The sequence below is a fragment of the Amycolatopsis sp. NPDC102522 genome (assembly GCF_055584485.1).
Genome location: NZ_JBVJLY010000015.1, coordinates 77,691 through 98,743, shown reverse-complemented (window position 1 = coordinate 98,743; position 21,053 = coordinate 77,691). Strand labels below are relative to the sequence as shown.

The 21,053-nt window shown below is 69.3% G+C and carries 17 protein-coding genes; 10 read left to right on the top strand and 7 right to left on the bottom strand.

Translation table 11 applies throughout. The annotated features are described in order from the left end of the window. Positions 1-954, bottom strand: a complete 954-nt coding sequence (locus ACZ6YV_RS29680; protein ID WP_465512736.1) for an AAA family ATPase — start codon at positions 952-954, stop codon at positions 1-3. Beyond that, positions 951-3,143: a fibronectin type III domain-containing protein gene (locus ACZ6YV_RS29675; protein WP_465512735.1), complete on the bottom strand. Its 2,193-nt coding sequence runs from the start codon at positions 3,141-3,143 to the stop codon at positions 951-953. The genes ACZ6YV_RS29680 and ACZ6YV_RS29675 overlap by 4 nt, the downstream gene beginning before the upstream one ends. Before the next feature lie 116 nt (positions 3,144-3,259). Between ACZ6YV_RS29675 and ACZ6YV_RS29670 the strand changes: the two genes are divergently transcribed. Then, positions 3,260-4,579 (top strand): type VII secretion protein EccE, encoded by a 1,320-nt coding sequence (locus tag ACZ6YV_RS29670; RefSeq protein WP_465512734.1) that lies wholly within the window; start codon positions 3,260-3,262, stop codon positions 4,577-4,579. On the opposite strand, the gene ACZ6YV_RS29665 is transcribed toward ACZ6YV_RS29670, so the two are convergent. Then, the gene (locus ACZ6YV_RS29665; RefSeq protein WP_465512733.1) at positions 4,572-5,048 is read right to left on the bottom strand and encodes a TspO/MBR family protein; all 477 of its coding nucleotides are present in this window, start codon (positions 5,046-5,048) and stop codon (positions 4,572-4,574) included. The two genes, ACZ6YV_RS29670 and ACZ6YV_RS29665, sit on opposite strands and share 8 nt — an antisense overlap. A gap of 351 nt (positions 5,049-5,399) precedes the next feature. Between ACZ6YV_RS29665 and ACZ6YV_RS29660 the strand changes: the two genes are divergently transcribed. Beyond that, positions 5,400-7,445, top strand: coding sequence for an ATP-binding protein (locus ACZ6YV_RS29660; protein ID WP_465512732.1), 2,046 nt, complete (start codon positions 5,400-5,402; stop codon positions 7,443-7,445). Between the two features lie 289 nt (positions 7,446-7,734). Here the strand turns inward: ACZ6YV_RS29660 and ACZ6YV_RS29655 are convergent, their stop codons facing one another. Next, positions 7,735-8,943 (bottom strand): hypothetical protein, encoded by a 1,209-nt coding sequence (locus tag ACZ6YV_RS29655; protein ID WP_465512731.1) that lies wholly within the window; start codon positions 8,941-8,943, stop codon positions 7,735-7,737. Between the two features lie 317 nt (positions 8,944-9,260). Between ACZ6YV_RS29655 and ACZ6YV_RS29650 the strand changes: the two genes are divergently transcribed. From ACZ6YV_RS29650 to ACZ6YV_RS29630, 5 genes are all read left to right on the top strand, one after another. Continuing rightward, complete coding sequence (locus ACZ6YV_RS29650) at positions 9,261-12,239, top strand: AfsR/SARP family transcriptional regulator (protein ID WP_465512730.1); 2,979 nt, start codon at positions 9,261-9,263, stop codon at positions 12,237-12,239. 391 nt (positions 12,240-12,630) lie between these two features. Beyond that, positions 12,631-12,975: a hypothetical protein gene (locus ACZ6YV_RS29645; protein ID WP_465512729.1), complete on the top strand. Its 345-nt coding sequence runs from the start codon at positions 12,631-12,633 to the stop codon at positions 12,973-12,975. A 60-nt stretch (positions 12,976-13,035) separates the two neighbouring features. Further along, complete coding sequence (locus tag ACZ6YV_RS29640; protein WP_465512728.1) at positions 13,036-13,797, top strand: nucleotidyltransferase domain-containing protein; 762 nt, start codon at positions 13,036-13,038, stop codon at positions 13,795-13,797. A 64-nt stretch (positions 13,798-13,861) separates the two neighbouring features. Next, positions 13,862-14,293 carry a pyridoxamine 5'-phosphate oxidase family protein gene (locus tag ACZ6YV_RS29635; RefSeq protein ID WP_465512727.1) on the top strand — a complete coding sequence of 144 codons (432 nt, stop codon included), beginning with the start codon at positions 13,862-13,864 and terminating at the stop codon, positions 14,291-14,293. 85 nt (positions 14,294-14,378) lie between these two features. Continuing rightward, a complete protein-coding gene (locus ACZ6YV_RS29630; RefSeq protein ID WP_465512726.1) occupies positions 14,379-14,504 on the top strand; it encodes a hypothetical protein in 126 nt (41 codons plus the stop codon). 103 nt (positions 14,505-14,607) lie between these two features. On the opposite strand, the gene ACZ6YV_RS29625 is transcribed toward ACZ6YV_RS29630, so the two are convergent. Continuing rightward, positions 14,608-15,414 carry a SigB/SigF/SigG family RNA polymerase sigma factor gene (locus ACZ6YV_RS29625; RefSeq protein WP_465512725.1) on the bottom strand — a complete coding sequence of 269 codons (807 nt, stop codon included), beginning with the start codon at positions 15,412-15,414 and terminating at the stop codon, positions 14,608-14,610. 177 nt (positions 15,415-15,591) lie between these two features. On the opposite strand from ACZ6YV_RS29625, the gene ACZ6YV_RS29620 reads away from it, so the two are divergent. The 3 genes from ACZ6YV_RS29620 (at position 15,592) to ACZ6YV_RS29610 (ending at position 18,332) form a co-directional block, all read left to right on the top strand. Next, a complete protein-coding gene (locus ACZ6YV_RS29620) occupies positions 15,592-17,034 on the top strand; it encodes an aminotransferase class I/II-fold pyridoxal phosphate-dependent enzyme (protein ID WP_465512724.1) in 1,443 nt (480 codons plus the stop codon). Between the two features lie 40 nt (positions 17,035-17,074). Then, positions 17,075-17,452 (top strand): VOC family protein, encoded by a 378-nt coding sequence (locus ACZ6YV_RS29615; RefSeq protein WP_465512723.1) that lies wholly within the window; start codon positions 17,075-17,077, stop codon positions 17,450-17,452. Between the two features lie 97 nt (positions 17,453-17,549). After that, positions 17,550-18,332, top strand: coding sequence for a GAF and ANTAR domain-containing protein (locus ACZ6YV_RS29610; protein ID WP_465512722.1), 783 nt, complete (start codon positions 17,550-17,552; stop codon positions 18,330-18,332). A 37-nt stretch (positions 18,333-18,369) separates the two neighbouring features. Here the strand turns inward: ACZ6YV_RS29610 and katG are convergent, their stop codons facing one another. Beyond that, positions 18,370-20,604 carry a catalase/peroxidase HPI gene (gene katG / locus ACZ6YV_RS29605; RefSeq protein ID WP_465512721.1) on the bottom strand — a complete coding sequence of 745 codons (2,235 nt, stop codon included), beginning with the start codon at positions 20,602-20,604 and terminating at the stop codon, positions 18,370-18,372. 23 nt (positions 20,605-20,627) lie between these two features. Beyond that, positions 20,628-21,053, bottom strand: coding sequence for a Fur family transcriptional regulator (locus ACZ6YV_RS29600; protein WP_465512720.1), 426 nt, complete (start codon positions 21,051-21,053; stop codon positions 20,628-20,630).

Here is a 21,053-nt window from a genome sequence, read left to right as displayed (position 1 = left end):
CTACCTCCCCATCGCGGCCATGGGAGCGGCCGTCGCGCCCAGGAGTTCGTCGACGATGTCGGCGGTCCGCCGCTGGTTGAGTTCCGCGTCGGGCGTCAGCACGAGCCGGTGGTCGAGCACCGGATGCGCGACGTCCTTGACGTCGTCCGGGGTGACGAAGTCGCGGCCGAAGGTGGCGGCGAGCCCCTGCGCCGCCCGGATCAGGGAGATACTGCCGCGCGGGCTCGCGCCGTAGCGGACGTCCGGATGCGACCGGCTCGCCGCGGCAAGCCGGACAGCGTAGTTGACGATCTCGGGCGCCAGGTTGGACTTCCGGACCTCGTCGATGACCGACTGGACGTCGGCGATGCTCAGCACCGGCTTCAGCTCGTCCGGCGTCACCCCGGCGCAGTCCCCCATGACCACCCGCATCTCGGATTCCAGATCCGGGTAGCCGACCGAAATGCGCATGAGGAACCTGTCCAGCTGCGCTTCGGGCAGCCGGTAGGTGCCCTCCAGTTCGATCGGGTTCTGCGTGGCCACCACGAGGAACGGCCGCGGCACCGCCTGGCCGACCGAATCGACGGTGACCCGGCGTTCGGCCATCACCTCCAGCAGCGCCGCCTGTGTCTTCGGCGTCCCCCGGTTGATCTCGTCCGCCAGCACCACGTTGGCGAAGATCCCGCCGGGGTGGAACTGGAAGCGTTCGGCGTTCTGGTGGTAGACCATCACGCCGGTGATGTCGCCGGGCAGCAGGTCGGGCGTGAACTGGATCCGGCTCCACCGGCCGCCGATGCTGGCGGCCAGGCAGCGCGCGATCGTTGTCTTCCCGACGCCGGGCACGTCCTCCATCAGCAGGTGCCCCTCGGCGAACAGCGCCGCGACGGTGAGCCGGACGACCTCCGGTTTGCCGCGCACCACCGATTGCACGTTCTCGGCGATCTGCTCGTAGGCGACCCTGGGTGTGAGCGTCACAGAAGTTCCTTTTCCTTTCGTCGGCGCAAGCCCACCAACGCCATCGGGCCGAGCCAGAGCACCGAGCCACCGGGGGTGCCGCCGCCGAGCGCGCCGCCGTCCGGCGCGACGCCACCAGGGGCACCTCCACCCGCGCTGGGCACACCGGTCCAGCTGTCCGAGCCGGTGCCGCCGGTCGTCTTGATGGTCGCGGTCACCGTGATGGCACCGATGTAGCCCACGTTGTTGATGTTCAGACTGGTGGCTCCGGAGCAGGTCTTCGAGGCGGAGCGGGCGCCGTTGAACTCCGCCTGGCAGGTCGCGGACGCGCCCTTTCCGTTGGCGTTGACGGAAACGATCAGGCCCGTCGTCCCCACCCGGACCCCGGAGATGGTGATGGTCGGCGGATCCGACGGCACCGGCACGGTGACCTTCCTGCTGCCGGTGGCCCCGGTGAGCGTGGAGCCCGAGCCGAACTTCGTGACCGCGCGGACCGTAACGGTCGCGGTGCCGGTGACCCCGGTGAATTCCGTGGACGTGGCCGAAAGCGTGCGCTGCCCCTGCCCCGTCGCACTCACCAGGTAGTGCACGAGCGTGCCGCCGCGGAGGTCGGGCTGGGTCCAGCTCACCGTCACCTTCCCGGCGGAGGTGGCGTTCGCGGTGACGACCGGTGCCGTGGCGGGCCGGTTCGCGGGTCCCGGGATGACCGCCTTGGCGCTGGCGCCGGCCCCGATGCCGGCCGAGTTCTCCGCGACAACGGTGACCACGTACGGGGTCCCGTTGGTCAGCCCGGAAATCGTGGTCCCCCGTGACGATCCGCCGAGCCGGGTGGAACCGCCGGTCCAGGTGACCCGGTAGCCGGTGATCCGCGCGCCGTTGTCCGCCGCCGGGTTCCACGAGACCTTGATAGAGCCGTCCCCCGAACTCGCGCTCACCTTCCTCGGCGCGCCGGGCGGAGTCGCCTTCGCCACCGGCGGGGGCGCCTTCTGGGTGTTCGGAGGCGCCTGCTGCCGCTGTTCACGCTGTGGCGGGGGCTGTTCGCCGGACGGGTCCGGCTCGGCGGACGGCGCGCCCGCGGTCTGGCTGTTGGCCGCCTTGTCGACGTCGACGTCGACCACAGAGCCGTCCTCGCCGTTGACGACCAGCACGTGCGAGCCGTCGGAGCTGTCGACGTAGATGCGGTCGTCCTCGCCCTTGGCCAGCCTCGGTGCCGCCCCCTGGCTCGGCACCTTGGCGGTGGACTTGAGCGTGCCCGCGGCGTCGTAGGTCAGGACCTCGCCGCGGGTTTCGTCGACCATGGCGACGACGTTCGACGAGGAGAGCGGGCCGTTGAACCGGCTGCCCTTGGTCAGCTCGACCGAGATCGGCTTCGCGGACGGGCGGTCCTGGTCGAGTCCGCTGACGTCGATGAGGTGGAGCTGGTTGCGCTCCGGGTCGGCGATGGCCAGCCGGTCACCGACGGCGCTGTTGGCCACCTGCGCCGACGGCGAAAGCTTGATGCCGAGCGGAAGTGCCTCGCCGAGCCCGTCCGGGCCGACCCGGTGGAGGCTGTCGCCGGTCGTGTCTAGCACGACCGGCCGGTCACCGACCAGCGTCAGCCCGCCACCGTGCCCGGGCGGCAGCTGCGCGGTGCAGGTCAGGACGGCGGCGCCCTTGGGCAGCTCGCAGATCGAGCCGTTGTCGACGCGGTGCACCCACACCGTGCCGTCGGCGGTCGCGACCGGCCGGGACAGCGGCCCCCCTGCGGGCACCGTCGCGGACGGGTCGCCGAGCCGCACGATCTGACCGGCGTTGCGGTAGACCAGGTACGGGCCGCCCGCGATCTCCATCACGAACGGCGTTTCCGGCGCGGGCGGCGGGGTGGACTCCTCCACGCTCAAGGTCGCCTTGTCGAACTCCGTGATGCGGTTCCGCTCGACCACGTAGCCCGAATCGTCCCCTTGCACGACCTGGCTGCCGCTCGCGGCGCCGGGCACGTCCGCGCGCGCGTCGACGCGGCTCGTCGAGCCGTCGACGTGGAACGCGGACTGGGCGGCGTCGTTGTAGACCCAGTGGCCGATCTGGACGAACTCCAGCCGTTCCGGGGTCGCGGCCTGCCCGGTCACCGCCAGTCCGACCAGCGCCAGGCAGCCGGCGGCCACCAGCGCGACGGCCATCCGCGTCCTGGCCACGACGCTGAAGCGCTTCGTGTCCCGCTCATCGGTGTTCACGCGATCAAGCTAGAGAGCCACCATGAAATTTCGATGAAACCGCCTGTCTCGGGCCTGTGTCATCGAAACCTCATGTTCCCCGGACACGCTGAGGCGGACATCGAGGAGGCAGGACGATGACCGAATTCGGCGCGGCCAGGACGGACGGGCGGTACCCCGCGCCGCCTCCGCCGCTTCCCCGGGCGGCGCCGGCCGTGGCGCGGCCCGAAGCCATGCCCGACCCGCTCGCCTACGCCGCGCCGGCCGCTCGGGCCGCCGCGCGTGAGGCCGCGCTCGCCACGCTGAACTCCGCTCGCCAGGCGGAGCAACGGCCGCGATGGTCCGCGGCGGTGCCCGCTCCCGTTCCCGCTCCCGCATACGGTTCGCCGCCGGATCCGCCGACTCCCGCTTCGGGACGGCGGCCCGGACGGCTCGGCGGGATCGGTGTACCGCAGATCATCTGCTGGCAACTCGTCCTCGTCGCGCTCGTCCTGGTGGCGGGACGGCGCTGGCCGCTGGTGGCGGCGGTGATCACCGCCGCCGTGGTGGTCCTCGCGCTGACCGCCGTGCGGGTTCGCGGGCGCTGGCTCTACGCCTGGCTCGGTTCGGCGGCGGGTTACCTGCTGCGCGATCGCGACCGCGATCTCCGGACCGCGGGCGAAGCGGGCCGGGCGCTACTGCGACTGCTGTCGCCGGAAGCGGAGGGGAGCACCGGCGAGATCGGCGACGAGACGGTGTTCATGGTCAGCCGCGCCGACGGGATCACCGCTGTGCTGCAACCGAAATCGGCCGCGCGTGAGCGGCCGATGCCGTCGCCGCTGACGTTGCTGCCGCCCTCGCGGGAACAGGATCTGGACGTCGCCGCCCAGGTCATCCACCACATCGGCGCGGACCGCTCACGGCCGCCGCGGGGCTGGGTCGCGCTGCAGGCGCTGCGCACGGTCGAGCTCCACCGCGACGCCGACGTGCGGCAGGCGCTCGGGAACACGGTCCGGCGCGTGCGGCGGCAGCTCCGGCGCGACGGACTTCCGGTGCGGGCGCTCGCCGAAAACGAGGTCCTCGGCACGCTCGCGTCGCTGGCGCACGTCACGGCGGGCCGGGCGCGCATCCGGGAGGAGTGGCGGCTCTGGCACAGCGGCCAGATCGGCCAGGCGACCTTCCGGATCGACGGCTGGGGCGCGCTGTCACCGGCGCTCGCGGCGGATCTGCCGCGCCGTCTGCTCGCCGCCGCTCCCCGGGCCGCGGTGACACTGGCGGTGACCGCGCGCCGGAACGCCGCCGAGACCGAACCCCAGGTCACCGCGGCGATCCGGGTCGCCGCCGCGGGGGCTCAGGCTGTCGAGCACGCGGTGCGGGATCTGGAACTCGCCGCCCGCCGCGGCGGGCTCACCCTGGAACGGCTCGACGGCAGGCACGCCAAGGGAGTCGCCGCCACCCTGCCGCTCGGGGTCAGTTGAGCACGACGATCGCGATGTTGAGCGCCGTCGCGTACAGCGTCCAGGCGAGGTACGGCAGCAGCAATGCGGCCGCGACCCGGGAAGACCGGCGGAAGTACAGCGCGGTGACGACGATGGCGATGTCGAGCAAGATGATGTCGACCAGGGCGAGACCGTACGCGCCTGCCGCGAAGAACAGCGGCGTCCAAGCGGCGTTCAGGACCAGCTGCGCCGCGTACCAGGCCAGTGCCCGGCGTTCGCCGCCGGATTTCCAGTACAGCCAGCCGGAGACGGCGATCCCGATGTACAGGACCGTCCACACCGGACCGAACAGCCAGGCGGGCGGCGCGAACGGCGGCAGATCGAGTCCACTGTAGACGGATCGGGCATTGGCGGCGGCCAGTCCGCCCACGAGCGCCGCCACCGCGACCGCGGCCAGGAACGGGAGGAACGCGAGTGGCGCGCGGAGTCGTCCTGGGATCGTGGTCATCTTCCGAGCGTAAGGCCGTGGACTGGGTCTCGCAGTGCTGAGTCGCGGCGCGTGGGACGAAATACGTACACCGTTCGAGTGGCGGCACCCGGAAGTGCAATGTCCGATGCGTTTTCTACCCGGTCGATAGCTCCGCATCGGCCGGATCCGCGCCGATCAGTAGTCGACATCACAGCAGCTTCCCCGTGAATAGCGGTACCACGGCGACGCTCGTTGTGACCAGACTCGGTACAGGGGGTGCGGATCGGAATGGAACCAGGCGACAGACGCGAGAACAGGATAACCGGAGACGTCTCCGGAACCTCGGTACAGGTCGGCGCCGTTCACGGAGACATCTTCCTCCAATCGGGGATGAAGCCCGTCGTCCCGCGTCAGCTGCTTCCGGTGTCCTCGTCGTTCACCGACCGGGAACGGGAACTGGCCGCGCTGAACCGGTTGCTCGAAGAAGACCGGCGGCAAGGGCCCGCGCTGGCGGTGATCACCGGCTCCGGCGGAATGGGGAAGACGGCACTCGCCTCACGCTGGATCACCGACCACGTCGACCGCTTTCCCGATGGCCAGCTTTACGTGAATCTGGGTGCTTTCAGCGCCGATGGGCCGACCACTCCCGACGACGTACTCGGCGGCTTTCTCCGCGCACTCGGCGTCCCCGCCGAGCAGGTGCCGACCGAGATGGCCGAGCAGGCCGCCATGTACCGGTCCGTCACCGCCGGAAAGAAGTTCGCCGTCCTCGCCGACGACGCGGATTCCGCCGCGCAGGTACGGCCGCTGCTGCCCGCCTCGCCGGACAGCGTCGTCGTCGTGACCAGCCGATGGCGGCTCGGCGCCCTGACCATGGACGGCGCGCGGGTACTCGTCGTCACCCCGCTCGACGAAGCCGCCGGATTGACGCTTCTCGAAAGAACCGTCGGCACACAGCGCATCATGACCGAGCCCGAACGCGCCAGGGAACTGGTGGCGCTCTGCGGCGGTATGCCGATCGCCCTGTGCGTGGCGGCCGCGCGGCTGTCGACCCGGCCCCAATGGCCGATTTCCCGGCTTGTCGGCGTGCTCTCCGACGAAAAACGCCGTCTGTCGGCCCTCAGCATCGCCGACGAACCGGTCGTACAGGCGAGTTTCGACCTTTCCTTCGGCGAACTGGATCCAGAGCCTGCTCGGCTCTACCGGCTGGTCGGCCTCCACCCGGGCCGTGACTTCGGCATCGGCCTCGCCGCGGCCGCGATCGACCGTCCCGCGATCGAGACCGAGGACGCCTTGGACTCACTGGTCGTTTCGAGTCTGCTGACCGACATCGGGCCCGACCGATTCCAGTTCCACGATCTGACCAGGGTGCACGCGCGTCAGCAGGCGGCCAAGTCGGAAGACCGGACGACCCGGGCGAGTGCCAGGCGGAGAATGCTGAACTGGTATCTCGACAACGTTGTCGAGGCGGACCTCGTCATAATCCCACACCGTCATCGGCTCAGCCCGCGCTACGAAAACGCGCGCGAGCTGCCCACGCAGTTCTCCGGTACCCGAGACGCCTTGGACTGGGTGGAACAGGAACTCGCGAACGTCGTCGCGACCATGCACACGGCCGTCGACGAGGGCTGGTGGAAAGAGGTCTGGCAGTTCTGCGAAGGCTTGTGGGGCTTCTTCCTTTATCGCAAGCATTACCGCCAATGGGAAAAGACGCACAAATGGGCCGTGGACGCCGCGCGGCGCTGCGAGGATCCCGCCGCCGAGGCTCGGATGCACATCCAGCTCGGCTACGCCTACCTCAACACCGAGAGATTCGAAGACGCGCGGATACAGTTCACGGCCTCTCTGAAGGCCGCGCAAACCATAGAGGACGTCGGCGGCGAAGCGACCGCTTGGGAACACCTCGGGGTCGTCGCGCAAAGCACCGGTGAGCACCGGCAGGCGCTGGAACACTTCACCCGTGCCCTGCGCCTCGCGGAACGATCAGGGCAGCGCCGCGGCGTGGCACTGCATCTGCGGCGGATCGGAGAGGCCAGTATCGCCCTGGGCCGTCCGCAGGAGGCGATCGGTCACCTGGAGCGCTCGGCCGCCGAAGCGCTGGCGATCGACGACGTCGTCCTGCACGCACGAGCCCGGACGCGAATCGGCAACGCCTATCTCACCCTGGGGCGCGTCGGCGATGCCTCCCGGCTGCTGGAAGAATCGGCGACGACGTTGAACCGGGCCGGCGCGGATCCGTACTACGCCGAAGCGCTCGAAAGCCTCGCGGAAAGCAGGCTGCGCGAGGGCGACACTCACGCAGCCCGCACTCATCTCCGGCAGGCACTGGACATCTACCTCAAATCGAGGGACCTCAAGGCACATCGGGTGGAATCGCGGATCGCGGCGATCGCGGACGACACCCAAAGCTCTTCCGGATCACCCCCGGAGCAGTGAGGCCAGCCGTCGATGCCGGATCCGGTCCGCTGTTCGGGGACGACGACCCGCCGGTGATCCCGGAACCGGATCAGGCCCCCGGCGATGATCACCGAGGCCCCCGGCAAGGCGGTCAGGAGGTCATCCGCGCACCGCCGGGCGTCGTCCGGTGCCGCGGAACAGAGGACCAGATCCGCGCGGCGCAGCCAGGCCTCGGGGGTCCTGCCCGCCCAGGCCACCAGCACGTGGTCCGGCACCCCGCGCTCATCCGTCCACCGCACCTCGACGGCGGCACCGTACGCCCGCGCCCTCATGTCCCCGGCGTTTCTCGGGTGAGCAGCGGCACCGGCGCGACGTGCACCGGCCGGTCCGGCTCGGGAAGGGCGAGTATCCGGTAGATCTCCTCGCGGAGCCGCGCCGCCGCCTCTCCCGGCATCGAGGTGATCCGTTTCCCGATGGCCGAAAAGCGACGCCGGGGACCGGCGGCGAGGAGTTCGTCGACCTGGTCCCGCAAGGACCGCGCCGGGTCGAGAACCGGGGCGATCTTCCAGAGCCGGTCGGCGAGACTGCCCTTCCGGACGTCGAGCACGGAGCCGGGCTCGAGCAGAACCGGTTTCCCCAGCCCGGCCGCGTACTGCGTCACCGAACCGTGGTCCCCGATCACACAGTCCGACGCGACCAGCGCCGCCCGCCAGCCTTCCTCGGGTGGCAAGAGCCTGATTCCCGCTTCAAGCGCTTCGGCGAGCCAGGCGCGGATCTGCCGGACTCCGTGAGCCGACCACGTCAGCGGGTGCAACGCGACCATCATCCGGTACCCGTGCCCGGGCAGTGCCGTGGCCAGCCGCGTGATCAGGTCCAGGTTCCCGCCGAACAGGGAATGCGGTGACCAGGTCGAACTGACCATCACCAGCTTCTGGTGCGCTTCGATCCCGGCCGCGTCCCGGTAGCGAAGCCGCAAGGGCATACTCGCCCGAATCCTGTCGAAGCACACGTCACCGGCGACGACGATTCGCGAAGCCGCCTCAGGAAAGGCCCGGCACACCCGGCGGGCGTCGTCTTCGTGTGCGAACACCATCGCCTCCGGGACCACCCGGCCGTCACGGACGAGCAGATCCCTGGGGTGCGAACCGATCCCCGCGCCCTGGGGGCTGACCCGCGACCGGATCCCCCCGGTGCCGTGGGGCAGCACCATCACCGGCGCCTCCAGTTTGTCGATGTCCACGTGACTGGACGCGAGGGCGAGGTCGAACCGCATCCGCAGGGCCTGGTGCCAAGGCACGACGAGCCCGCCCGAGCGACGCAGGTACTCGTCGACACCCGGCCAGGCGTCGGGGCCGTCGGGTGTGGTGAACGCGACCTGCACCCGGTGATCGGCCTCGAGCAAGGGCAGGACGTCCGCCAACCGGGTGCCCGCGGTCAGATGCGGCACCACCGCGAGCACCCGGCGGCAGCCCGTCCTGGTCAGCCATCGCTCGGCGGTCCTGCTTCCCGGCACGCGCGCCCAGGAGATCCCGGTCATCTCCGCCCCTGTCCCGCAGCCGACGAAATTCGTAGTCGCTCCGCCATTCCCGCCTCCACTCGTTTCAGCGATTCATGGTCACTACGGAAAGAGTGAAGGCCCGGTCGGTCAGCCTCCTGTTCCTGGAATAACACGCTCCTTTCACGAGATGCCAGAGAGTTGACAGATGCCTGCCAGTCCCCGGCTGACCTGGCCATATCCCGGTCAACCTGCGAAACTCGACCGCGGGAGCGCAGTCACTTCGGTGACACCTTGGGAGGGGAGGCCCCGTGGAGCAGCTCATTTCGCTCGGATTTCTCGGCCAGACAATCGTACGGATGCACGGTCGTTTGACCGTGCAATGGGGAAGGGCGCAAGAACACGCTGTCCTCGCCGTCCTGCTCGCGCAGGCAGGACGGCACATTCCCATCCAGACGCTCGTCAGGCAAGCGTGGCCGGAGGACCGAAGGCCGAGAAATCCCGGTGCGACACTGCATACTTACGCCAACCGGGTGCGGATGACCTTGCAGGACAGTGACACGAACGCGAGACTCGACAATACCGGTGGCGGCTACCAACTCACTGTCGACCGTAAGTCGATCGACTACTTCCGGCTCAGCGAACTGATCACTTCCGCGCACCAGGCCGCCCGCGAACACGATCACGAAAAAATACGCTCGCTCCTGGAAGTCGCCCTTCCGCTCTGGCGCGACATTCCCCTCGCCGAAGTGCACACGGAATGGGCGGAAAACTGGCGGAATTCCGTCGTCGCCGACGAATGGATACCCGCCAATGGCCTGCTGATCGACGCCTACATCGGACTGGAGAAGTTCGATCCCGCGCTGCGCAGGCTCAATGACCTCCAACGCGAACACGGCCTGATCTTCGGGCTGGCAAGGCGCAGGCTGACCCTGCTGCGCAAACTGCGGCGGCACAATGACGCCGACGAATACTATCTCGCGGCTCACCGGAAACTGATGTCAGACGGCGACCATCGGGGCGCCGACGAACTCCGCCATTTCCAGGACTCCTTCACGAACACCGATCCGCCGCCGCCGGGCACCTCGCTGCTGTCTCCACGCCGCGAACCGAACGTCCCGCTGCTGCTGCGCCGTTTGCCCCGCGACATCACCGATTTCACCGGCAGGGAAGGCCTCCTGGCGTCACTCGACCTCCTCACCGGCGCGAACGAAGGACAGCCCCGCCCCGCGGTGCTCGCCCTCGTGGGCGCGGCCGGGGTCGGGAAGACCGCCACCGCGGTGAAATGGACCCACCGCACCAGCTCGCGGCACGCCTTGGGCACCTTCTTCATCGACCTCCACGGAGACGGCACCGGCCCGCGCATGGAAGTGCCGGAGGTGATCGACACCCTTCTCGACGCCCTGGGCTACCCGGTCAACTACATCACCGGCCCGGCGGGCCGGGAGGCCAAGCTGCGGTCGCTTCTCGCCGAGCGCCCGATGGTGATCGTCCTGGACAACGCGGCCGACAGCGAGCACGTCCGCCCCCTGCTCACCGTGCTGGCCGAATCCGTCGTGGTCATCACCTCGCGCCGCCGCCTCACCGCGCTTTCGGTCCGCCACGACGTCCGGAACCTCACCCTGACCACCTTGCCGGTGTCCGACTCGACCGAGTTCCTGGTGCGGCGCATCGGCGCGCGCACCGCGCGGGAACCGGAAGCCGTGGCGCAACTCGCGCACCTCGGGGACGGCCTTCCGCTCGCGCTCACCCTCATCGCCGAACGGGCGGCCAACCGGGCCGGGACCACCTTGACGACCCTCGTCGGCCAGTTGCGGGATCCCGACATCCTGCTGCACATCGGCGATGACGGCGACGGCACGGACGCGAGCCTCAACTCGGCCTTCTCCTTGGCGTACCGGGCGTTGCCGCCTTCGGGCGCCCGCCTCTTCCGGCTGCTGGGCGTCCATCCCGAGGCGGAGATCAGCGTCGAAGCGCTGACCGCGATGGCCGCCACCACCCGCCGGGAAACCCAGCGCGCACTGGACGCGCTCGTTTCGGCCCACCTCATCTTCCAGCCCGCCGACATCGACCGCTACCGGGTCCACGATCTCCTGCACCGGTACGCGGCCATCCTCATCCGGGACGACCACGAATTCGGGGCGGCCCGGCGCCGCATGCTGTCCTACTACCTCCACAGCGCGGACGCGGCGCAGCGGACGGCCTTCCCGCATCGGCAGGCGCCGCCGATGCCCCCCATCGAGCCGGGCTGCGTCGCACACCGCTTCGACGACGTGTCCGAAGCGTTCCGCTGGAGTCTCTTGGAAAGATCCAACCTGCTGTCCACGGTCTTCCACGCCGCGCGGGAAAACCTCCACGGCTACGCCTGGCGGCTGCCGCACTGCCTGATCGACGTGCTCAAGCGCTACGGACTGTACGAAGACGCCATCAGCATGATGACCGTCGCCATCTCGTCCGCCGCCGCGGACGGGAACATCCAGGCGGAAGCGTCGTCCCTCAACGACCTCGGCGAGATCCACTTGATCACCGGAGCGGACGACCTCGCGGACCAGTACCTGAGCCGGGCTCTCGGCCTGGCAAGGCGGCTGGGGATCAAGGTGGGCGAGGTGACCGTGATGCTGAACATGGCCCGCCGCCACCAGTACGCCGGACGGCTCCCCGAAGCGGTCGCCGGCTACCGGGACTGCCTGCGGCTCGCGGAGTCCATCGGCGATCAGGAACGTCGCGCCGTGGCCGCCCACCGGCTCGGCGACGCCCTCATCGATCTCGACCTCCACCACGAGGCGTTGCCCCATTACCGGCTCGCCCTCGAACTTCGACAGAAGGCGAACGACGTGGCGGGCACGGTGGCCACCCACACCGCGCTGGTCGATCTGTTCACCACCGTCGGGCACCTGGACGCCGCGGAATCCCATCAGCGCCCCGCGTACGAACTCCTGGACCAGGTGCGTGGGCTGACCGCCGCGATGCGGCTGTACACCGTCATGGGGGAGCTCTCGCACGCCCGGCGCCAGGACCGCGACGCGCTACGGCACACCCAGCACGCCATCGAGCTGGCCGAACGCGCGAACCACGTGAACGGCCGGGCGCGGGCTTTCGTGGCGCTGGGGCGGATTCTCGCCGACAGCGGGAACCGCGAAGACGCCCGGTGGGCGTGGCGCCAGGCGGCCGGTCTCTACCGGGGCACGGGCAGGGAACGGAAAGCCGGGAAACTCGACACCCTCGTCGCCGAGATCGACGGTCCCGATCCGGTCGTCCCGCTCGCGAGGTCGGGAGACGAGGACACCGTCGCTCTCCCCGCGCCCCCTCGACCGAATGGGCGGCGCTCTCCACGTTAGTGTGATCGTTTGCGCGGAAGCATGCCGACGGTTACGGATTCTGCACTAAAGGTGCATGTCGAACGACGTGTTACCCGAATGGTCGAACCACTCAGAGTAGAAACAGGGGAACGCGGGTATTGCGGGATAGCAAGATCATCTCTACCCTACGACTCGCCACCGGTCGGGGGGCAGGTGGTTTCCCGCTATTTACACAGCCCCAAGGAGAACGTTGATCACCCCTGTGATTCTTGCCGCGCTCGATGCTGCTCATACAGTTGTCGCGCTGCTCCCGCTCTGGTGGAACTGCTAACGCATGACAGGGTCGCCCGGACTTCGGTCCGGGCGACATCAACCGGCCGGACAGCGGTACGGTAGCGAGGACCGTGCCCGACCGACGGGGAGCGATCCGATGCCAGAACCGGTTCTCATTTCTCTCGCCGCCGCACTCGCGGCCCGTTCCGTGATCGGCTTGTACAAGCTGGTGAAGAACAAGTTCTCCGACGACCCCGAGGCGACGGCGGTCCTCGAAGCCGCGGAAGGCGCCGCGGAGGATTCCGCCGAAGTCCGCGCACTCGCGACACGGTTGTCCACGGCCGAAGCCGAAGACCCCGAGTTCGCCGAACGGCTTCGCCGCGAATGGGACGAGGCGGGCGGGAACCGGGCGGAGACCGGTGGCGTGGTGAACACGATCTCGGGCACGGTGTCGGGGAAGGTCGTCCAAGCCCGCGACATCCACGGGAACATCTCGTTCTGATTCACCGGCACGAAAATCGCTTCGCGCCGGTTTCGGGCTGTCACTAAGATCATTCGCGCCATGAACGACGAAAACTTCCTTGCCCACGTGGCCGACAACCTCGCCGCGCTGCCCGCCGCACAAGCCGTCACCCTCGGCGGGTCGCGCGCCCAGAACACCCACGGCCCGGACAGCGACTGGGATTTCGCCGTCTACTACCGCGGCGGCTTCGAACCGGCAGACCTGCGCGCCGTCGGCTGGGACGGCGAGGTCTCCGAGATCGGCGCCTGGGGCGGCGGGGTGTTCAACGGCGGCGCCTGGCTCACGATCGACGGCAGGCAGGTCGACGTCCACTACCGCGACCTCGACGCCGTCGAACACCACCTCGCCGAAGCGCGGCAAGGCCGGTTCCACTGGGAGCCGCTGATGTTCCACCTCGCCGGTGTCCCGAGCTACCTGCCTCTCGCCGAACTCGCCGTCAACCGGGTGCTGCGCGGTGACCTGCCGCGACCGGAGTACCCGGACGCGTTGCGTGTAGCGGCTCCGCCGATGTGGCGGGGCCGCGCGGAACTGACCCTGCGCTACACCCGTGACGCCTTCGTCCCGCGCGGGCAGGCCACGGAGGTCGCGGGCGCGCTGGCCACCGCCGCCATGGAGACGGCGCACGCGGTACTGGCCGCCCGCGGCGAATGGGTCACCAACGAGAAGCAACTGCTGCGGCGGGCGGGACTGCGCGAGGTCGACGCGATCGTCGCCGGTCTGCGGGCGGATCCGGGTGTTCTGGCCGGGGCGGTGGACGAGGCGGAAGCGCTGTTCCAGGCGGCGGATCTCGCCAGTAAGTAGCCGGAATCGCCCGATAGGATTGTCCGATTTGGCCGACCGGGGCCGCCGGGTTCTAGTTGTCGCCATGTCCACGACCGATGTCTCCGCGCTCGCGCGGACCACACTGGCGGCGCACCAGTCGCTGTACCTCGCCACCGCCGGCGAATCCGGCCCCTGGGTGAACGGCGTCTTCTTCGCCGAGTCCGACCTGTTCACCCTCGTTCTCGTGCTGGAACAACGAGGCCGCACCCTCGCCGCGCTGCGGCGTAACCCGGTGGCCTCGGTCATCGTCTCCACCGGCTCGCCCGCCGACCCGTTCCTCCAGGCGATGGTCCGCGCCGAGATCCTGGACGGCGAGCGGGCCCAGACCGCCCGTGAGCTGCTCGTGGCGAAGGTGCCGTACGTCGCGCCGTTCCTGGACACGCCCATCGAGACGGTCCAGCTGGCCGTGGAGTCCTGGCGGGTCACCGACATCCCCAACGGAATGCTGCCCGGCAAGGAGCTGGCGGCCGTCTGAGTCGTTGTGGCGCGGGTCACGGAATGACGGGCGATCTTGAGCGCTACAGAGAGATAAGACCCGTTCCGTATCCCTAGGGAGTGACATGTCCGCCACCGCCACGCCGGGAGAGACCGCTCTGGCCGTCCCCGCGCTCGACGACTTCGACTTCCCGCTCACCGACGGTGCCGCTTGCCGCATCGACGACCCCGACTGCGAAGCCTGCCAGTAAGCGCCTCGTGAGTCCTGGCTACGGCTGGCTCCAGGTGGTCGTGAGTGGCAAGTGGGGTTAGAACGACACTTGCCACTCACGAGTTCGCTGGGCGAGCTGTTCGCTACACGTTGAGTTTGCCTCGCAGGTCCTGAAGGATCTTCGCGAGCAGACGGGACACGTGCATCTGGGAAATCCCCAGGCGGGCGGCGATCTGCGACTGGGTCAGGCCGTCGAAGAACCGCATCACGATGATCGCCCGATCCCGTTCCGGCAGCCCTTCGAGCAGCGGGACCACGGTGTGGCGGTCCTCGATGAGCTCGAACCGGGAATCCAGTTCCCCCACCACGTCGGACAGGGGAAGCGTGCCTTCGCCCTCGTTGACAGGCTTGTCCAGGGACGACGTCTGGTAGCTGTTCGCGGCGAGCAGGCCTTCCCGAACCTTGTCGACGTCCACATCAAGATGACCGGCGAGTTCGGACGGGGTCGGCGCGCGGCCGAGGATCTGGGTCAGTTCCGTGGTCCCCCGGGAGAGCCGGGTGCGCAGCTCCTGCATCCCGCGCGGGACGTGCACAGCCCAACCGGTGTCGCGGAAGAAGCGCCGTACCTCGCCCATGACCGTCGGCACCGCGTAAGCCAGGAAATCGCCGCCCTGCCAGGGATCGAACCGGTCCACGGCCTTCATCAGCCCGATCCGGGCGACCTGGACCAGGTCTTCCTTCGGCTGGCCGCGGCCGCTGAACCGCGCGGCGATGTGTTCCGCGATCGGCAGCAGCTCGAGGATCAGGCGTTCGCGCAACCGCTCGTGCTCCGGATGGCCGCCGGGCAAGGCCGCCATCTCTTCGAACAGGGGGCGGCAATGCGAGTAGTCGTCACTCCGCCGCCGCGTCCCGGCACTCGGGCGGTTCTCCAGCAGGGACGGTGCGTTCATCGACGACTCACCTGTCCCTTTTGGACCGTCATGGTTCTCCTCCCGTCGACGAGCCGTGGATACCCGGCGTGCGGGCGCGGCAAACATCGGCAACGCGCCATGGTTCGCCGGTGCACCGAGGGGGTACCCGCGGGCCACGACGAAGGAAACCGCCCTCGGCCGCCGATCGGAGGCAGGATGGACCACTCGCGCGCACCGGTGCTGGAAGCCATCGCGGCTTACCGCCGCGTAGGCGGGCTCGCTTTCACCCCACCGGGGCACAAGCAGGGGCGCGGCACGGACCCGCGAGTGCTGGCGCTGCTCGGCCGGGACGCGTTCGCGTCGGATCTGCTCACCCTCAACGGCTTGGACGACCGGCGGATGTCGCACGGCATCCTCGCGCAGGCACAGAAACTCATGGCCGACGCGGTCGACGCGGAACACACGTTCTTCTCCACCTGCGGCAGCTCGCTGTCGGTCAAGAGCGCCATGCTCGCCGTCGCCGGACCGGGTGAACGGCTCCTGGTCTCCCGTAACGCGCACAAATCGGTCGTCGCGGGGCTGGTGATCAGCGGCGTACGCCCGGTTTGGGTCCGGCCCAGGTATGACGAGGAACACCACTTGGCGCATCCTCCCGGCCCGGAAGAGACCAAGGCCGCGCTGGCGGAGAATCCCGACGTCAAAGGCATGCTGCTGATCACCCCGACCGACTACGGCACCTGTGCCGACATCCGCGGCGTCGCCCGTGCCTGTCACGACGCGGGCAAGCCGTTGATCGTCGACGAGGCGTGGGGTGCCCACTATCCGTTCCACGACGACCTGCCGACCTGGGCGATGGACGGCGAAGCCGACCTGTGCGTCACCAGCACGCACAAGATGGGCAGCGGACTCGAACAGGCCTCGGTGTTCCACTTGAGAGGCGACAGGGTTTCGGCGGATGTGCTGAAGTCGAGGGAGGACCTTCTCGGCACCACGAGCACTTCCGCGCTGCTGTTCGCCTCCCTCGACGGTTGGCGGCGGCAGATGGTCGAAGACGGCCAAGAGCTGCTGAGCAAGGCGCTGGCGCTGGCCGGTCGAGTACGCGAGGAGGTCGACAACATCTCCGGTCTGCACGCGCTGGCCGACGAGTTCCACCCCTTGGCCTTCGAGCACGACCCGCTCAAGATCGTGATCGACGTCGCAGGGCTCGGCACCACCGGCTACCAGGCGGCCGACCATCTCGCCGAACGTCATCTGCACACCGGCCTGTCCGACCACCGGCGGATCGCGGTGCAGATCACCCATGCCGACGACGAAGAAACGATTTCGGCCCTGCTACAGGGCTTGCGCGGACTGGCAGGCCACGACTTCGACCGACGGCCGCCGGTCGAGCTGCCGTCCGGTGCCGAACTCACGCTGGAAACGCGGATGCTGCCCCGCGACGCGTTCTTCGCCGACGCCGAGCACGTACCGCTGGAGAAGGCCGAAGGGCGCGTCAGTGCCGAGATGATCAGCCCTTACCCGCCCGGCGTACCGGCGATCGCTCCCGGTGAGGTGTTCACCGACGCGATCGTCGAGTACCTCCGTACCGGCGTCCGGACGGGGATGTTCATCTACGACGCCGCGGATCCCGGCCTGGAAACGGTCCGCGTCGTCGGCTGAAAGCCGGTCGTCCGCTCGGGGTGAGCGTTACCCTCGGCCCATGGCCTGCCGAATCACCGAACTGATCCTCGACTGCGCCGATCCGGTCCGGATGGCGGCGTTCTGGTGCGAAGTGCTCGGGTATGTCGAAATCGACAAAGACGGCGAAGACATCGAGATCGGCCCGCCCGGCACCGGGTTCGGCGGCCCGCAACCGACCTTGATCCTGAGCCGCAGCGACGATCCGAAGCCCGGCAAGCTCGCCCTGCACCTCGACGTGAACCCCACCGACCGCGATCAGGACGCGGAGCTGGAGCGGCTGCTCGCCGCCGGAGCGCGGCCCGCCGACGTCGGCCAGACCGGGGAAGAGTCGTGGCACGTCCTCGCCGACCCCGAAGGGAACGTGTTCTGTCTGCTGCGCAGGCAGGTCGCCCCCTAGCGGCACCGTCCACATCGGACTCCTCCGGCTCTCGGTTGACCGCGTACGACACTGGGTATCCGGTGAAGGACACGGAAACCTACGGGATTGGTCACTGATGGTGGACGAAGGACTCTGGCGGCGCGACAAGGCCGAATTCGGTGCGGGCGGAGACACGTCCGCGGGGCCGCTGTCCGACCAGTTCGTCGAGCTCACCCACCTGTTGCTGGCCGCCTCGACCCCGGCGCAGGTCCTCGAACAGATCATCGACGCCGCGTACCGGGTGGTACCGGGGGCGGATCTGGTGTCGATCACCCTCCGGGCCCCGGACGGGACATTCCACACCCCCGTGTCGACAGGCGAGGTGGCCCTGCAGCTCGACGAAGTGCAGTATCGCGCCGGGACAGGCCCCTGCGTCGATGCCGCCGACAGCGGGAGCCCCGGTTACATCCGCAGTGAGGACTTGAAAGCGGAGAAGAGATGGCCGGACTTCTCCGAGGCCGCCGTGCGGCACGGCTACACCGCGATCCTGTCCACCGTGCTGGTGCCCGACGCGACGCCACCGCGGCTGCCCGGGGCGCTGAACATCTACAGCCACCGCCCCGGCGCTCTCGACTCCGTGGCCCAGGACACCGCGCTGCTGCTGGCCACCCACGGTTCGCTCGCCCTGGCGAGCACCAAGGCCGTGAGCCGGGCGGAACTGGAGTCGAGCCACCTCCGGCGGGCCGTCGAATCCCGCGACGTGATCGGGCAGGCGAAAGGGATCCTCATGCAGCGACGCGGCCTGAGCGCCGACGAGGCCTTCGACCTGCTGCGCCGCACGTCCCAGGACCTCAACGTCAAACTTTCCGAGCTCGCTCGCACCCTCGCCACCCGGCACACCGAGCTCGACATCCCCTGATGCGCGTGAAGGCCCCCTTCACGCGCATCAGCGGCGGTCAGGCTAGGTCGAACCGGTCCAGTTCCATGACCTTCGCCCAGGCCGCGGCGAAGTCTGCGGCGAACCGTTCGCGCGCGCTCTGGCCCGCGTAGACCTCGGACAGCGCCCGCAGCTGCGAGTGGGAGCCGAAGACGAGGTCGACCGCGGTGGCGGTCCACTTCACCTTGTCCGTGGCCACGTCCCGGATCTCGTACACGTTCTCCTCGGTCTCCGACGCCTTCCACCGGGTGCCCGGTGAGAGCAGGTTGGTGAAGAAGTCGTTGGTGAGCACGCCGGGCCGGTCGGTAAGGACGCCGTGCCGCGTGTCGCCGTGGTTGATCCCGAGGGAGCGCAGACCGCCGGCGAGGACGGTCATCTCCGGCGCGGTCAGGTCGAGCATGTAGGCGCGCTCGACGAGCAGGGTCTCCGGCTGCAGTTTCTCGCCGGCACGCAGGTAGTTGCGGAACCCGTCGGCGCGCGGTTCGAGCAGTGCGAACGATTCGACGTCGGTCTCCTCCTGCGCGGCGTCGGTGCGACCCGGGTGGAACGGCACGGTCACCTCGGTGCCCGCGTCGCGCGCCGCCTTCTCGACGGCGGCCGAGCCCGCCAGCACGATCAGGTCGGCCAGCGAGATCTTGGCGCCGCCGGCGTCGTTGAACTCGCGCTGGATGCCTTCCAGGGTCCCCAGGACGGTCGCGAGCCGCTCGGGTTCGTTGACCTCCCAGCCACGCTGGGGTTCCAGGCGGATCCGGGCACCGTTGGCGCCACCGCGTTTGTCGGTGGAGCGGAAGCTCGCCGCGGCCGCCCACGCGGTGCCGACCAGCTGGGCGACCGTGAGACCCGATTCGAGCACCTTCGCCTTGAGCGCGGCGATGTCGGCGTCGCCCACCAGGTCGTGGTCGACGTCCGGTACCGGGTCCTGCCACAGCTGCGGTTCGGGCACCCACGGCCCCAGGAAGCGGCTGACCGGGCCCATGTCGCGGTGCAGCAGCTTGTACCAGGCCTTGGCGAACGCCAGTGCGAACTCGTCCGGGTGCTCCAGGAAGCGGCGCGAGATCCTCTCGTACGCCGGGTCGACGCGCAGCGCCAGATCCGTCGTGAGCATGGTCGGCTTGTGCTTCTTCGCCGGGTCGTGCGCGTCCGGGATGATCGCCTCGGCGTCCTTGGCGACGTACTGCTTGGCACCGCCGGGGCTCGTGGTGAGTTCCCACTCGTAGCCGAAGAGGATCTCGAAGAACCGGTTGCTCCACTGCGTCGGCACGTCGGTCCAGGTCACTTCGAGACCGCTGGTGATCGTGTCGGCGCCCTTGCCGCTGCCATGGCTGCTCAGCCAGCCGAGGCCCTGCGCCTCGATCGGGGCGCCTTCGGGCTCCGGGCCCACGTGCGCGTCGGCGTCGCCCGCGCCGTGGGTCTTGCCGAAGGTGTGGCCGCCCGCGATGAGCGCGACGGTCTCCTCGTCGTTCATCGCCATCCGGGCGAAGGTCTCGCGGATGAAGTGTGCCGCCGCGGCCGGATCCGCGTTACCGCGAGGCCCCTCCGGATTGACGTAGATGAGCCCCATCTCGGTCGCGCCGACCTCGGGCACCATCTCGGTGTCGGTGGCGTAGCGATCTTCACCCAGCCAGGTGTCTTCCGGCCCCCAGGAGATCTCCTCGGGCTCCCAGGTGTCCACGCGGCCGAAGCCGAAACCGAACGTCTCGAAGCCCATCGACTCCAGCGCGACGTTTCCCGCGAGCACGATCAAGTCGGCCCACGAGACCTGCTGGCCGTACTTCTCCTTGACCGGCCACAGCAGGCGCCGCGCCTTGTCGAGGTTGGCGTTGTCCGGCCAGCTGTTGAGCGGGGCGAACCGCTGCCCACCGTCACCGGCGCCGCCGCGGCCGTCGTGGATGCGGTACGTGCCCGCGGCGTGCCAGCTCATCCGGATCATCAGGCCGCCGTAGTGGCCGAAGTCCGCGGGCCACCAGTCCTGCGAGGTGGTGAGCACCCCGGTGATGTCACGTTTGAGGGCCTCGACGTCGAGCTTGGCGAACTCCTTGGCGTAGCTGAAGTCCTCGCCGAGCGGGTTGGCCTTCGACGAGTGGACGTGCAGCACCGAGAGGTCGAGCCGGTTGGGCCACCAGTCCTGGTTGGTACGCGGGCGGGCGCCCGGCTTCGGCTTCGGCGCGTCGATCGCCGGGTTCTCGCTCTCGCTTCCGTGCGCGGTCACGGAGTCCTGGGCCACCGGGCAGCCCTTCTCCGGGGTGTCACTCATTTTCTTCCTTCCGAGCAGGCGAATCATCGCTGGACGGGTTCGGCCGCGCAGCCGGGGCAGACGCCCCAGTAGACGACCTCCGCCTCGTCGATCACGAACCCGTGGTCGACGGCGGCGGTGAGACAGGGGGCATGGCCGACGGCGCAGTCGACGTCCGCGATCGCGCCGCAGGAACGGCACACGACATGGTGGTGGTTGTCCCCCACCCGGGTCTCGTAGCGGGCGAGCGCCCCGGCGGGCTGGATACGCCGGATCAGACCGGTTTCGGTGAGCGCCCGCAGCACGTCGTAGACCGCCTGGTGGGAGACCGTGGGAAGGTCGGCCCGCACCAGCGCGATCACCGTTTCGGTGTCGACGTGCGGATGGTCTCGCAGCGCCGCGAGCACGGCCAGCCGAGGCCGGGTCACGCGCAACGAGACCGCACGCAGTTGTGCCTCGAAGTCGGACAT